The sequence below is a fragment of the Anaeroplasma sp. genome, assembly GCF_034179385.1.
Classification (GTDB): domain Bacteria; phylum Bacillota_I; class Bacilli_A; order Acholeplasmatales; family Anaeroplasmataceae; genus Anaeroplasma.
In genome coordinates this window covers 15852-30526 of sequence record NZ_JAXFPY010000018.1, presented here as the reverse complement: position 1 = coordinate 30526, position 14675 = coordinate 15852, and the positions used below count along the sequence as shown (strand labels likewise).

The 14675-nt window shown below is 31.3% G+C and carries 13 protein-coding genes and 1 tRNA gene; 1 reads left to right on the top strand and 13 read right to left on the bottom strand.

Annotated features, from left to right (window positions below; genetic code table 11):
* Positions 1-735: 735 nt before the first annotated feature.
* The 6 genes from SPJ17_RS01195 to SPJ17_RS01170 form a co-directional block, all read right to left on the bottom strand.
* Complete coding sequence (locus tag SPJ17_RS01195; RefSeq protein WP_321091950.1) at positions 736-1767, bottom strand: PDDEXK nuclease domain-containing protein; 1032 nt, start codon at positions 1765-1767, stop codon at positions 736-738.
* A gap of 65 nt (positions 1768-1832) precedes the next feature.
* Positions 1833-2420 (bottom strand): hypothetical protein, encoded by a 588-nt coding sequence (locus SPJ17_RS01190; RefSeq protein WP_321091948.1) that lies wholly within the window; start codon positions 2418-2420, stop codon positions 1833-1835.
* A 39-nt stretch (positions 2421-2459) separates the two neighbouring features.
* Complete coding sequence (locus SPJ17_RS01185) at positions 2460-3485, bottom strand: PDDEXK nuclease domain-containing protein (protein ID WP_321091946.1); 1026 nt, start codon at positions 3483-3485, stop codon at positions 2460-2462.
* 60 nt (positions 3486-3545) lie between these two features.
* The gene (locus SPJ17_RS01180; RefSeq protein ID WP_321091943.1) at positions 3546-4064 is read right to left on the bottom strand and encodes a hypothetical protein; all 519 of its coding nucleotides are present in this window, start codon (positions 4062-4064) and stop codon (positions 3546-3548) included.
* A gap of 1 nt (position 4065) precedes the next feature.
* Positions 4066-4968, bottom strand: coding sequence for an RNA ligase family protein (locus SPJ17_RS01175; RefSeq protein ID WP_321091941.1), 903 nt, complete (start codon positions 4966-4968; stop codon positions 4066-4068).
* Complete coding sequence (locus SPJ17_RS01170) at positions 4932-5288, bottom strand: hypothetical protein (protein WP_321091938.1); 357 nt, start codon at positions 5286-5288, stop codon at positions 4932-4934. The genes SPJ17_RS01175 and SPJ17_RS01170 overlap by 37 nt, the downstream gene beginning before the upstream one ends.
* 122 nt (positions 5289-5410) lie before the next feature.
* Between SPJ17_RS01170 and SPJ17_RS01165 the strand changes: the two genes are divergently transcribed.
* A complete protein-coding gene (locus tag SPJ17_RS01165) occupies positions 5411-5908 on the top strand; it encodes a helix-turn-helix transcriptional regulator (protein WP_321091936.1) in 498 nt (165 codons plus the stop codon).
* Between the two features lie 343 nt (positions 5909-6251).
* Here the strand turns inward: SPJ17_RS01165 and SPJ17_RS01160 are convergent.
* From SPJ17_RS01160 to glnA, 7 genes are all read right to left on the bottom strand, one after another.
* Positions 6252-6341: transfer RNA gene (locus SPJ17_RS01160), tRNA-Ser, on the bottom strand.
* Positions 6342-6369: 28 nt separating this feature from the next.
* Positions 6370-7857: a GGDEF domain-containing protein gene (locus tag SPJ17_RS01155; RefSeq protein WP_321091934.1), complete on the bottom strand. Its 1488-nt coding sequence runs from the start codon at positions 7855-7857 to the stop codon at positions 6370-6372.
* Between the two features lie 100 nt (positions 7858-7957).
* A complete protein-coding gene (locus SPJ17_RS01150; protein ID WP_321091932.1) occupies positions 7958-8728 on the bottom strand; it encodes a TIM barrel protein in 771 nt (256 codons plus the stop codon).
* Complete coding sequence (locus SPJ17_RS01145; RefSeq protein WP_321091930.1) at positions 8728-9876, bottom strand: 3-phosphoglycerate dehydrogenase family protein; 1149 nt, start codon at positions 9874-9876, stop codon at positions 8728-8730. Before SPJ17_RS01145 ends, SPJ17_RS01150 begins: the two co-directional genes overlap by 1 nt.
* Position 9877: 1 nt before the next feature.
* Positions 9878-10990 (bottom strand): 3-phosphoserine/phosphohydroxythreonine transaminase, encoded by a 1113-nt coding sequence (gene serC, locus SPJ17_RS01140; RefSeq protein ID WP_321091928.1) that lies wholly within the window; start codon positions 10988-10990, stop codon positions 9878-9880.
* Positions 10991-11537: 547 nt separating this feature from the next.
* On the bottom strand, positions 11538-12950 hold the full coding sequence (locus SPJ17_RS01135) for a hypothetical protein (protein WP_321091926.1): 1413 nt from the start codon (positions 12948-12950) through the stop codon (positions 11538-11540).
* Positions 12951-13188: 238 nt separating this feature from the next.
* Positions 13189-14538: a type I glutamate--ammonia ligase gene (gene glnA / locus SPJ17_RS01130; protein ID WP_321091925.1), complete on the bottom strand. Its 1350-nt coding sequence runs from the start codon at positions 14536-14538 to the stop codon at positions 13189-13191.
* Between the last annotated feature and the right edge of the window lie 137 nt (positions 14539-14675).

Genomic DNA, 14675 nt, shown 5'->3' with positions numbered 1-14675 from the left:
TTCTTTTTTGTATTGAAATAATTCATTTAACAATTCATAAATATTCGTTTTATAACCAACCTTTATTACCAACTACATTGCATAAAAAAGTTGGTAACAAATCAATGAGTTTCCTATAATCGTTAAAAGGTTTATTTTTTTCATACCCTAAAGCATATAATCGGTAAAAAGTTATAAACCACTGCGGTTCCTTAAGAAATATATTAATAAATATGGATTGTAAAAATTTAAAATCCCATCTTTTAGCAAGACAGTTTGACTTGAACCCATATAAAATCAAATAAAAAAGGCTTGATATATTGTATCAAACCTAGTCTTCTTAAATGGTGAACCATCCTTGGTAATACACGAACCCTTACACCCACAATTACATTGAATCGAATAAGGATTAAGATTATTTACTGATTCATTATATTTATTAATATCTAGAAAATTAAAGCTTTCGTTCTTGTTTTTTTTTAATAAAGAATGGTATCATTTATTCACCTTTTGGGGTAGTAGTTGAAGGAGCGCTTTGGCGAGTTTGTCTTCAACTACTTTTTTTATAATGATAACATAAAAAGTCCTTCATTTAAAATGACTAAAATATAGTCAAATTATTTGAAGGGCTTTCTTCATTTATTTTGATAATAATATTTAATTTTAGTACATATAAAGTGCTAATCTACACCTTGTCATTTATAAAGTGGCGGAGTAAGAGATAATGATATTCGAAACAAACAATTATTGTATTATTCAATGACAATTATCTACCATCATTTTTTCCTTATTTATTATCATTTCTACTTGTTTAATTAATTCTTCTTTCTTTGGTAAAACAGTTATATATTTAGATGCAAATATTTTATTATTTAATCCACCTAACGCATACTCTAAATTAACATTCCCCTTATCCGTGCATAATATAATGCCAATTGGTGCATTATCATATTCATCATTAACCTCTGCAGCATAATAATTTAAATACATATTTAATTGTCCTACTGCCTCAGGCATAAATTGGCTTGTTTTTAATTCAATTAATACATATGATTTTAAAATCTTATTGTAAAATACCATATCTACATAATAATGAACATTTTTATATGTTACTCTTTGTTGGCTTCCAACAAACATAAAGCCTTTACCTAACTCAAGTATAAATTTCTCTATTTGTTTAATTAAAGATTCTTCCAAATCGCTTTCCATTAGTGGCTTATTTTCAGGTAATCCTAAAAATTCAAAAACATATGGATCTTTTATTATATCTTCAGGGGTATTTATCTCATTACCCTTTAAAGCAAGTTCTAATACTTTTTCTTTATTCGTTTTTCCATTAGATAATAATAATCTTTCATATAATGATGATTCTATTTGTCTTCTTAGTTCTCTAACACTCCATCTTGCATTAGAACATTCTTTTTCGTAAAAGCTTCGTTTATCTTTATCTGAAATAGATAATAATTCACAATAATGCGACCAGCCAAGATGGCTAGACAGTGTCTGACCACTGTAATTTTGGTAAAATGAGATCATATAATTTAGATTCCATCTTGAAAAACCTTTTCCAAATTTATTTGTTAAAACTTTAGATAAATATCTTAAAGATTTGTTTTCATACTCTATATCCTCTATATGGAGTTTTTCATCTTCTACAATTGCCTTGCCTATTTCCATATATGTGATAAGCAAAGTATTGTTTACTTCTCTCACTACTTTTTCTCTAGCATTTTTTAATAATGATTCATTTTTATTTACTAATTCTTTATTTATAATATCATTTGTCATAGTCCAATTGTCTCCTTTACAAAATCATTAGAGTAACATCAATGTAATCATCATTAACCAAATTATTAATCCATATCATAGATTAAAACTACATCATCATCAATATGTTCTAAAATAATTAGCAACGCATTAGTGAAAGTTTTAGCATAATCAATATCATCTAACTCTTCCACATAATCTTGATATAGTTGATAATCACTTTCTTCACTTTTTGTTTTTGATACTATCGTTTTTATATCATCTATTTTTTCTTCATTAACTAATTTCTTAATGGATTCTAAATAACTAAGAGCATCTTCTATTCTTTTTGAAGTAATTTCTCTTTTAAAAAAACCATTCTTATTATAGTAGTCTAATTCAGATTTATAATAATCATAATCTTTATTAAGCATTGCAATAGTTTCTTGTAATCCGTCACTATTAATAGTTAAAGATTTAGAAGTATAACCCATTGCTTTTTGAAATGTTTGATATAAGCAAGATGACCTTGATGACCACATCAATACAAAAGAATTATCTTTAATAATTTTATGTACCTCACTCCAAGAATCATCATAATAACTCTTTTCTAACTTTTCAAATTCAGTGTATTTATTTAAATATTCATCGTATTTTTTCTTATTTATTATTCTAATTAGTAAATATGAGCTCATAACTAATTCCTCCTCAAATTTTTATAAAATAAATATAAACTAATCTTTTAATTCATTTTCTAACTCTTCAATAGTAGGCAAGCTTCCTTTAAAATCTTCCGGAATAAACTTTTCAAGTTCAAATGATGATACACCAACAGGTATATTGTAATTTTCAAGTGAATACTTAACTACTACTTTATCTTTATTTTTACAAATTAACAATCCTATTGTGTCATTATCTCTATCACCTTTTAATAGGTGATTAACAGATGCAACATAAGCTCCTAACTGACCAACATCCTCTGGTTTAAATTTTCTATTTTTAACCTCTATTACTACATAGGCATGTATTTTTATATTATAAAATAACAAGTCTGTATATAATTCTGTTTGACCTACTAATAATCTTTTTTCTCTTCCTACAAACGCAAATCCATTCCCAAGTTCAAGCATAAATTTTTGGATATTATCTATTAATGCGTCCTTCAATTCTTTTTCATCATAATTTTTTCCAATTGAAAGAAAATCAAAATTATAAGGATCTTTTATAATTTGTTGTGCTAAATCACTATCTTCTTCAGGTAGTTGATTATTAAAATTAGTAATGGCTTTACCTTCTCTTTTATATAAATTAGTATCCAAAAAATTTAATAAAACATCTCTAGACCAATTGTTTTTATGAACCTCATTAACAAAAAATAAAGCTTCATCAACATTTTTACACTTATCTATTATGTATCTGTGATGACCCCAAGGAACTGAAAACAATTGTCCCACAAGTTGTGGGAAAATTTGAAGTTTATCTTTATACAACAAATAAAACTTTTCCATATAACGCAAGTTTTTAGGAGATAATCCTGTAACATTAGGCAAATTTTTAATTAATTCTTTACTTAAATTATCATAAAATTTGCTACCATATTCAGCTTTAAAAGATGTGTATGAAATCTCTTTTCCTAATTCAAAATAGAAAGATAACATCTCACTATTAACTTTAATCGCCGCCTTTATTTGTGATTGTTTATATTTAGCACTTATACTATTTACCCATTTTTTAAATCCTTTAATATCAATACTATTCATTTCTAAAACCTATTCCTTTCTTAATAAAACTATATGAACGTTTTTCCTAACCAAACTAAATTATAATGTTATACTTGAAATTTCAGTTTCAAGTGTCTCACCACTCATTAGATAATCTTCAAAGTAAAAACATTCCACTTCTTGCTTATCATAATCGCTATTTTTTATAAAATTCCACCAAAAAGAAAACTTATCTTTATAAGAATATCTATCAGCAAGTTCTCCTTTAATTACAATTACACACGGAATATTTCTACTCTTAAAATCATTTTTACAATATGGTGAATTTATTTCACCACTACATGGTTCTATTATTATCCAATTCATATCATAATAATATGTTCTTGTACCATATATGAATTCATCATAAACTGTACTAGCATTATGTTCATATGGAACATCATCCCAGTCATCACCATAATATGTATCACTAGGTTTAAGCCAATCAGGAGTGTTACCATTACAATCCTTATAGTTTTTATTAGTCCAACCCCATTCATCAGTTTTATTACCCAAATAAAACCTAACAGCATTTCCTTTTACTTCAAAATCTATTATTTTTCCAATGATATGTTTCATACTAAACACCTATTATTTCTTTAACAAAATCATTAGAGTACTGTCTTAGTAATTTAAAATTGATAGTAGGATCCTTATATTTTTTTAGTATTAATTCAAAATTATCTTTTAAGAATTCATCATAAACTCTATTTAATAACTCAAAAATATTTTTAGATGACCATCCTCCATATTTTTCTTCTATCTTGTATTTTTCTTTTAATACATGTTCTGGAGTTAAGTAATAATTAACAATAAGTAATTCAATATCTCCTTCATTTTTAGCAACATGATTTCTTTCCCTTAATTCCTTTTTATTCTTTTTAAAGTCCTCAGTTAATATCTTAGCCCAGGTTCTTCTTCCATATTTATTTTTATAATCATAGTTCTTTATTACAATTCCTTCTCCTAATCCTTCAGTAATTAAGAATTCACCAGTTTTATCTAAGTATTCTTTAATATCTTCTTCGCTAGGATCATTTAAAACCACGATTTCAGGAATATATAATAAACCATATTCATCTAGCATTTCCTTATAGGTATTGAATGGTAAATATGTTCCATCTTCGTTGTTAAACACATCAAAAACATAAAACTTTCTCCAAGCATCTTTTCCATATCTTTTAATAGTTACAGGAACTAGCCATTCCCCATATATTATGAAATTTGGATTCTTTTTTAATATTTCTTCAAATCTTGAATAAAGTGATTTATCCGTAACAAAAGATGCCATAAAGCCCATATTGTCTTCTGTAATTGATAATTCTCTTTTTCTAGAGCCAAAGCCTAATTCACCATTATCCTTTAAATAAATACATCCATTTGAGCCATCTATTTTATATGATAAATGAACTTCACCTTTTAATATTCCTTCTGTTTCACTTGTTCCTAATTTTTCGATGTGTTGATAGCTTTTATAAAACATTTTCCTTTTTCTCCTTTGAATAAATCTATTGGCAAATGAAAGTAAAATATCCTGTTTGGCAAATGGAGTCTTTTGTTTTCTAAAATACTAAATGTAAATAAATAACATTCAATGTTTTTATATAGCTGATATGAAATACTATAAGAAATAGATTTTGGCTTTGTATCGTCTATCCTTTTAATCACAAGAAATAATTCCAATGATTTTAATCGATAGAATTTTGATATTTGTCTTTTCGAATAAACATCTTTCATCTTAGCTATATGATTATTTCTTTCTATCCTAAGCAAAGTATTATATATATCTAAACTATTTCCCATAAGTCTCCTTTGTTTGCATATCGCCAACAATTATATAATACGTTGATTTTTGCAATTTGTCAACAGATTTGATAAAACTTTGACATTTTGCCCACATTTGATATAATATTTTTGGTGATATTATGCAAAATAGATTCAAAGAACTAAGATTAGAAAGAGATTTATCATTAAGAGATTTAGGAGAAAGAATAGGCTTAAATTATTCCACGATAGCCTGTTATGAAGCAGGAAAAAGGGAACCAAATATCGAAACATTAAAAAAGCTTACTTCCTTTTTCGAAGTAAGCCTAGATTATATTTGTGGTGAAGATAAATATATTTATGTATTATACGAAAATGCCAAAAAAACTATATCCATAACAAAAGAATCATATGATCACTTAAAACCAGTTATTTATTTTAACGATGACAATCATAGATGTATTGATATAAATAAATATGTAGATATTAATAAAAATACAAATATCTTTGATTTAGTCAACGAAATTAATGTTATATCTAATCTAGAGGTTCTATTTGATAATAAAATACATAGTATAGATGAATTTGATACAATTATAAACCAAGATGTAATTGTAAATGTTGAATTACTCAACAAAATAAAAGAAATCATTAAATAGCTTGAAGAGAGGAAACTCTCTTTTTTTGTTTCATTAATATACCTCCTGAAAAAAATAAAATGCCGATAGATGGCATTTTAATTGTTAGCCTACAATCATACTGCCTGCGAGATGATTAATAAAGCTTATGGATTGTTTTAACATTTACTGCCTGTGAGAAATGTATTATAAAACTATTATCCATATTCATATAAAGATGAGACTATCTATCATCGTTGGTGGACCAGGGTCTTTCGACCAGCCCAAGTGAAGTTTACCTTCGCCTATATTTTAACATAAAATATCAAATAAGCAATATCTAAAAATAAAGGTATCTTTGACGATACCTTTGTTGCTTTTAGAATGGCGGAGCAAGAGGGATTTGAACCCCCGCTGGCTATGAACCACTCCCGGCTTTCGAAACCGGTCCCTTCAGCCTCTTGGGTATTGCTCCGTAATTAAAGCATTCTCTGCCAAGAATGCTATATTTCTCTTATAATGCATGGCAATCCTGTCTTTTTGCTATCATACATAGCCTTATCTGCCTCACCAATGGCCTCATGAACGGCCATACCATGTGGAAGCAAAACGCCAGCACTAAAACCATAACGGTTTTTAAGAAGATTATGTGTTAAATATTCTGCTCTAGCTAAATCTAATTTAGCTAAAACATCCTCTGGTAAACCTCTTGTTAAAATAACAAATTCGTCTCCACCTAATCTTAATACAACATCATTTTCAAAATGCTTCATTAAAATATTTGCAAATATTTTAAGCTGCTTATCTCCAGTATCATGTCCATAGGTATCATTAATCTTCTTGAAATCATTCAAATCAAGGTAGATAACTACATCTCCAGCTTCTAATGTTTTTTCTTCAATTTCAGATAAGAAAACTCTATTATAACAACCTGTCAATGTATCATAATGATATTTAGCGTTTAAGACATCTAATTTCTTTTCTAAGGAGAAATTTAATATTTCAGTTAAGATTTCAGCTGTTTTATTCTTTTGGGTGTTTGTGAAATAAAAAGATAAATTTTCGACATAAGATTCATATATGTCATGATATCTAATTTTATCTATTTCTAGATTTTCAACCAAATACTTATATAAAACAAGCCTTTCGTTAACATTCATATTATACGTCGTTATATGAGAAATTTCATCAATAAATTCTTCTTTTTCAAAGAAATCTTTAAAGAAATCAAATAATGGAGTAAGTAAAATACCATAGTTTTCTATAACATAGCCCCATTTTCTTAAAGAAGACAATATTTCTTTAAATTGAATTGCTTTATTATTGATATCAAATTCTATTTGCTTACTCAATAATACCTCACCATATAAAAGATGAAGTTCATAAAAATTCTTTAGCATATCATAATGTGGTAAGGAAATAGAATTTTCCATATATTCTGTTAGCTTTTCTTTTACATTATAATACTTTTTTATTTGGCCTGAAGAGGCAAAAATATCGAGCTCGTTAATCCAAATTTGAAATAGATTTTGGGATTTTATTTCATGATTCTTTATATAAATATCTGCCTCATCTATATAGGATATAGCTTGACTAAACATTTTATGTTTAAAGAATACCATTAAGGCAAAGGAGTAGGCACTACTCTTTTCTACACCTTCTTCAGTGAGCGTTAAAATATGATTTGCATGCTTCAACACCTCAGCAAGGGAATCTACAAAAAAGAAATAATAGATTTCTAATAAATCAAGCTTCCAAAGATTAGAAATTGTTGATGCTTTTTCATACATCATCTTTGTAATCTCATGAACCTTTTCAATCATTACGTAATCAATGGAATTCTCAAGAGAAAGAATGGAAAAATCATAGAACAAATCAATAAGAGTAGTATCCACATTAGATAATTCAAAAAAGCGAAGAATAGTAGAGAAATCTTCGTTTGAAATTGTCTTATTTTGTTGTAAAATAGCCTTTATTTCATCTATTCCCATCACTTTTTACCTCTATTTTTAATTATAAATTAAATTCAATATATTTTCAAGGTTTGAGAATAGAATGAAGTAGAGGGCGATTATACGCCCTCTATTGCTTTTATAAATTCTTAAAATATGGCACAGAAATTCTTAAATCTGATGCTTGCTTAACCTCAAGGTTGACCCAGGCATCATGCTTTATGGTTAATTCCTTAAATTTCTTTAAATCGATTGTACCTTCACCTAATGCCAAGTGACATTTCTTTCTATCCTTTCCATCGTGAAAATGGAATTCTTGAAATTCTAACGGAATATCTTCTAATATAGATTGTACAATATCATAGCTTAAGTGATCATGACCAATATCATAACAGAATTTAAATCCTGCATCATACATTGCCTCATAAGTCTTTTTTGTATAATTTGGAATGTTATCTGTATTTTCAATTACCATGCGAATACCATAGGTATTACAGATTTTTTCTGCACGATGTAGATTTGCGATTAATCTTTTTATATATTCATCGAATTCTTTTTCATAAATATAATTCTTTACGCCTGAAATGGTTACAACTGGACCTGGACATAAATGAACATTCATAGATTCAATATAGCCACTACCTAGCTTGCAATATCTTTCAAGTAAAACTAAATAAGCATCTACTACCTCTGGATAGGAACCCAAATCAGCCTCATCATAGAAATGCAAAGTGGCCTTAATGCCATATTTATCTAATAATGGCTTAACTGTTTTGGCTTCCATTTCCTTTCTGCAGTAACCGAAATTTAAGTTTAATTCAACAAAATCTAAACCAAGTTCTTTTGCAAGCTTAAGATTGTCTTCAATTGTATCATATTCGTAAAGCTGTGGCATTCCTAATTTTATCATTAGATCACTCTTACTCGAATAACTCCAGTTACACCATTGAAAATCTTAGCATCAACTGGTTGATCCGTATCTAATATAGTATAAGCATAATCGCCTTTAGACTGGTTTAATAATGTATTGATATTTGCGCCTGTATCTGCAACAACCTTTGTAAAATGGTTGATTACACCAGGAACGTTCTTATGTGCAATAGTAACACGGCTTGCACCATTCTTTACGCCTGCATTAACTGCTGGATAATTTACAGAATTCTTAATGTTACCATTCTCTAAGAAATCCTTTAATTCTGCAATTGCCATAATAGCACAATTATCCTCAGCCTCCTCTGTAGATGCACCTAAGTGAGGAAGAATAATTGTATTCTTGAAAGCAACAACCTTTGCATTAGCAAAATCTGTTACATACTTACGAACATTTCCTGCCTCTAGTGCAGCACCTAAAGCATCCTCTTTTACTAAGGTATCTCTTGAGAAGTTAAGAATAGCTACATTCTTCTTCATCTCTTGAATAACCTCTGCATTGATCATTCCCTTTGTAGAATCCATTGCAGGAACATGGATAGTTACGAAATCAGCATCACGAACTGCAGCCTTTAAATCTGTAGTATACTTAACTTTAGAATTTAGCTTTAATGCGTTTTCTGTAGATAGATATGGGTCATATCCAACAACCTTCATTCCTAAATCAATTGCGGCATTTGCAACCAAAATACCAATTGCGCCAAGACCGATTACAGCGATTGTCTTGCCAAAAATTTCAGTACCAGCAAAATTCTTTTTTGCCTTTTCTGCAGTCTTTCCAATGTTCTCATCAGAAGCATTCGCCTTAACCCATTCAGCACCACCGATTAAATCACGGCTTGCAAGTAATAATGCAGCTAAAACTAATTCCTTTACTGCATTTGCGTTAGCACCTGGTGTATTAAATACAACAACACCAGCCTCAGCATACTTATCAAGAGGAATATTATTAACACCAGCACCAGCTCTAGCAACAGCTAATATATTTGCTGGTAAATCCATATCCTTCATTTCCTGAGAACGAACTAAAATAGAATCTGCAGCCTCAATAGTATCCACAGTACCATCAGCACCCTTAAGAGTATTTAAGGCTACCTTAGAAATGTTATTTAAACAATATGCCTTCATCTTATAAATTCTCCTCTTCAAATTTTTTCATGAATGCAACTAATGCTTCAACACCAGCCTTTGGCATAGCGTTGTAAATAGATGCTCTCATACCACCAACAGATCTATGACCCTTTAGGTTAACTAAGCCAGCCTTTGTAGCCTTTGAAACAAAATCAGCTTCCATTGCCGCCTTCTTTTCTGGGTCAGTAATTACGGCTGGGTTAACAATGAATGGAACATTCATCATAGAACGAGAAGCCTTCTCGACTGTACCTAAGAATAGCTTAGAATTATCTAAGAAATCATAAAGAATAGAGGCCTTCTCCTGGTTCTTCTTTTGAATCCCTTCAAGACCACCATTAGCCTTTAACCACTTAAATACCTTACCGCAAATATAAATACCATAGCAGTTTGGAGTATTGAATAAGGAATTATTATCTACCTGAGTCTTATAGTTAAGCATTGTTGGAATATGCTTAGATTCTTCTTCATTTGGAATTAAATCCTCACGAATAATTGCGATTACTACACCTGCAGGTCCTACATTCTTCTGTACACCTGCATAAATCATACCATACTTTGTAACATCTACTGGTTCACTTAAGAAGCAAGAAGATTGGTCTGCAATAAGAGGTAAGCCCTTTGTATTTGGTAAAGTATGGAACTTAGTACCATAAATCGTATTATTTTCACAAATATATACATAATCCATATCATCTGTGATAGGAAGATCACTACAATCTGGAATATAGGAGAATGTCTTATCCTCAGAAGAAGCAAGTGTAACCATTTCTCCTACAAATTTAGCTTCTTTAGAAGCCTTCTTAGCCCACTGACCCGTAATGATATAACCAGCCTTTTTCTTTCTCATAAAGTTCATAGGAATCTTAATAAACTCAAGAGAAGCACCACCCTGAAGGAATAGTACCTTATAATTTGATGGAATATTTAATAAATCTCTTAAATCAGCTTCGGCCTCATCTATAATCGCCTGGAAAGGTTTTGAGCGATGGCTCATTTCCATTACAGACATACCTGTGCCCTTATAATCTAACATTTCTGCTGCTGCTTCTTTTAATACTTCTTCAGGTAGAACAGCTGGACCTGCTGAAAAGTTGTAAACTCTGCTCATTGTTCAAATCTCTCTTTCTTTTTATTTTAATGTTTTACTTTTCATGAGATGTGGCATTTCTGTAATACCTTGATATAAATAAAAAATCCCTTACTGTGCTTTGCACAACAAGGGACGAATAATCATATCCGCGGTACCACCCTAATTAGGTATCCTCACTCATATCCTATAACGGGGATTAGCCGGAATTCATTACATTCGCCAAAGAAGTGGACATAAAAGATTTTTGCTGTAGGTTTTCACCAGCCCCTACTCTCTTTGAAGCATTGAAATCTTCTTTTTTTTCTTTATAGGCAATATAAAAATTTCTTTTATTAAACCACTAAAAAAAGAAACTGTCAAGCACCCTTATGAATTATTTTCGATAAAGTTAAAATATTTTCGAACAGCATTCGAACTTTGTTTGAAATTTACATATATTAAAGTGTTATTTTTGAATTATATGCAATTCATATGAGTTTTATTAGATAATAATTTATAAAATCAAAGAAAACACTTTCATTTCACACAAAAAGAAAACCCCTAGAATTCTAGGGGAATAAATATCTTATAGATCTCCAAGTAATGCCATAACATCGGCAACCTTTTGAACCTCTTCTTCAGCGAAGCCTGTATATTTAGCAACTAGCTTTGGTGGCATACCATCACGAAGCATCTGCTTCATCTGCTCCTTAGCTAAATCCTTTCTAGCCTTTTCAGCAGCACTTTCAGCCTTAGCCTGTGCAGCCTCAACCTGTGCTTTTGCAGCAGCAGCCTCTTCCTCAGCCTTCTTACGTGCTTCCTCTTCTGCCTTTGCCTTTGCAGCAGCCTCTTCAGCCTTTGCTCTAGCCTCTGCTCTTGCAGCCTCTGCAGCAGCTTGTGCTTCAGCTCTTGCCTTTGCAGCCTCTTCCTCAGCAACCTTCTTTGCTTCTTCTCTAGCTCTTTGAGCCTCTGCTCTTGCAGCAGCTCTTTCAGCCTCAGCAGCAGCCTTAGCCTCAGCGGCGATTCTTGCTTCCTCTTCTGCTTTAGCCTTAGCCTCTGCAGCAGCTCTTTCAGCATCTTCCTTAGCCTTTCTTGCCTCTTCAGCAGCCTTCTTTGCAGCCTCAGTACCAGCAAGTGCCTCTGCCTTTGCTCTAGCCTCAGCCTCATGCTTAGCTAATTCAGCTGCAGCAATTCTTGCCTTTTCAGCCTCGATAGCCTTAATTTTTGCCTCTGCCTCTGCTTTAGCTCTAGCTTCTGCTTCTGCCTTCATCTTTGCTTCTTGTGCAGCAAGTGCTTCAGCCTCTGCTTTTGCTTTTTCAGCCTCAGCCTTTGCAACTAGAGCTGCCTGTTGAGCCCTTGCAGCAGCCTCAGCTTCTGCCTTAGCCTTAGCTTCTTCCATAGCCTTAGTAGCCTTATTTACAGCCTTAACACCAGTTTCCGTAATATAATATTCAAACTTATCTCCAGATGCACTTAATGCTTCTGCAAATAAATCTCCTGGTCTGGCAACGTTTGTAAGCTGGCAATATGTAAATTCAACTGGCTTTTGTGCATCCTCTAGATTATTAATATCATAGAATAAAGATGGCTTAACCTTTGTTGAGTTAATACTATTTAAAATGGAAATGTAACGAATCATAGCCTTATTATTGATTCTCTTTACACCGAATTTATGAATGACAACATTTGGTTCTACAAGAGCTAATTGATAAGAACGGTTCTTTGTATCAACTGTCATTTCTCCACATTCAAATTCAAATTGATCATCAAAGAAAATAGTACCCTTCTTGGTTGATGCATCATATCTGATGGTTATGTATGGACGGCTCTTTCTATCTGCTTGCTCCCAGTGATAAATTTCAAAGTCACCTTTGTTGTGTTCCTCTGTATCATTTAAATACTCAATATATGTTGAGAATAATGAAGGCATCTCAACTCTTTTTTGCACGAAATCTACTGTTGTTGTTTTTACTTTTGTCTTTTTATCAAATAATCCCATATAAAATCACCACTCCTCGTTCAAGGTATTGTTATTGAGTATGTTTATTATATCACACCAAAGTCAAAAATGCTATTTTTTTCTATGAAAATTTAAAAAATTTCGGAAAATTTGTATATTTCACATTCGAAAAAGACATTTACTGCAAAAAAATTTTTAAATTCTCTTACAAATGTATAAAAACAAAACTCAATTTTTGTTATTCAGTTAAAAAGAAGGGCAAAACTGCCCTCACTATTTAGTACTTATTGATATATCTTTTGATTTCCCAATTTGTTACGAATTTATGATATTCATTCCATTCGATTGTTTTTGCCTCAATAAGCTTCTTTACTGTATGGGCACCCATTGCCTCCTGAATAAGCTTATCCTTCTTAAATGCAATTGTTGCCTCATTTAAATCAAGAGGTAAGGATTCAACGCCTAAGGCTCTTCTTCCTTCATCATCTAAATCGAATAGATTCTCATCTACTGGTGGTACCATAGGTACATTATCACTAATACCATCTAAGCCTGCAGCTAAGATTGCTGCAATTGCTAAATATGGATTTGCAGATCCATCAACATTTCTTACCTCAGTACGAGTCTTCATTCCTCTTGCTGCAGGAATACGAACCATTGTAGAACGGTTCGAATTAGACCAAGAAATATAGCATGGTGCTTCATAGCCTGGAACTAATCTCTTATAAGAGTTTACAATTGGGTTTGTAATTAAGCAGAATCCCTTAGCATGATGAATGATACCAGAAATCCACTTTTCAGCAACTAAGGATAATTGATTCTTTGTATTTGGATCAAAGAATGCATTCTTATCATCCATAGTTAATAAGGAACAATTTACATGCATACCAGAACCAGCAATGCCCTCAACAGGCTTTGGCATGAATGTCGCATGAAGCCCGTGGCGTCTTGCAATATTTTTTACAACTAGCTTGAAGGTTTGCACCTGATCGCATACCTCAACTGCAGAATCAAACTTAAAGTTGATTTCGTGCTGACCTGTTGCAACCTCATGGTGTGCAGCCTCAATAGTGAATCCAATCTTTTGTAATTCAAGTACGATATCTCTTCTGCAATCCTCTGCACTATCTACTGGTGCTAAATCAAAATAGGAACCAGTATCATTAAATTCAAGTGTAGGATTACCATCACTATTTAATTTAAATAAGAAGAATTCTGGCTCAACGCCACAATTAAATGCCTTGAAGCCAAGCTTCTTCATTTTTTCAATATTTCTCTTTAGGATTCCTCTTGGGTCTCCTTCGAATGGAACATGTGTTCCATCCTCACATGGCTGATAAACATCACAAATAAATCTTGCAACCTTACCATAAGCTGTATTTTCCCAGCTTAACACTAAGAATGTATCTAAATCTGGATGTAGATACATATCTGCTTCATAAATACGAACGAATCCTTCAATGGAAGAACCATCAAACATTACTTGATTTTCAAGTGCATCCTCTAATCTTGTTACTGGGATTTCAACATTCTTTAATGCTCCCATCATGTCCGTAAACATCATACGAATATAACGGATGTTTTCTTCCTTACAAATACGGCGAATATCAGCCTTTGTGTAGCTCATTTTTATACCTTCCTTATTCCTTTTTACACATTTGCTATAAAAAATAAAAGTCGCGAAAATGAAAAATCATTTCATGCGACTTTGCAAATCAATTATTATAACTATAGCGCCTTTGCTATACTTCAATTCTATTCAAC

Coding starts and splice junctions, on each gene's coding strand:
- SPJ17_RS01135 (WP_321091926.1), bottom strand. CDS start 12,950: ATGGGATTATTTGATAAAAAGACAAAAGTAAAAACAACAACAGTAGAT.
- SPJ17_RS01185 (WP_321091946.1), bottom strand. CDS start 3,485: ATGAATAGTATTGATATTAAAGGATTTAAAAAATGGGTAAATAGTATA.
- SPJ17_RS01175 (WP_321091941.1), bottom strand. CDS start 4,968: ATGTTTTATAAAAGCTATCAACACATCGAAAAATTAGGAACAAGTGAA.
- SPJ17_RS01195 (WP_321091950.1), bottom strand. CDS start 1,767: ATGACAAATGATATTATAAATAAAGAATTAGTAAATAAAAATGAATCA.
- serC (WP_321091928.1), bottom strand. CDS start 10,990: ATGAGCAGAGTTTACAACTTTTCAGCAGGTCCAGCTGTTCTACCTGAA.
- SPJ17_RS01165 (WP_321091936.1), top strand. CDS start 5,411: ATGCAAAATAGATTCAAAGAACTAAGATTAGAAAGAGATTTATCATTA.
- SPJ17_RS01190 (WP_321091948.1), bottom strand. CDS start 2,420: ATGAGCTCATATTTACTAATTAGAATAATAAATAAGAAAAAATACGAT.
- SPJ17_RS01155 (WP_321091934.1), bottom strand. CDS start 7,857: ATGGGAATAGATGAAATAAAGGCTATTTTACAACAAAATAAGACAATT.
- glnA (WP_321091925.1), bottom strand. CDS start 14,538: ATGAGCTACACAAAGGCTGATATTCGCCGTATTTGTAAGGAAGAAAAC.
- SPJ17_RS01145 (WP_321091930.1), bottom strand. CDS start 9,876: ATGAAGGCATATTGTTTAAATAACATTTCTAAGGTAGCCTTAAATACT.
- SPJ17_RS01150 (WP_321091932.1), bottom strand. CDS start 8,728: ATGATAAAATTAGGAATGCCACAGCTTTACGAATATGATACAATTGAA.
- SPJ17_RS01170 (WP_321091938.1), bottom strand. CDS start 5,288: ATGGGAAATAGTTTAGATATATATAATACTTTGCTTAGGATAGAAAGA.
- SPJ17_RS01180 (WP_321091943.1), bottom strand. CDS start 4,064: ATGAAACATATCATTGGAAAAATAATAGATTTTGAAGTAAAAGGAAAT.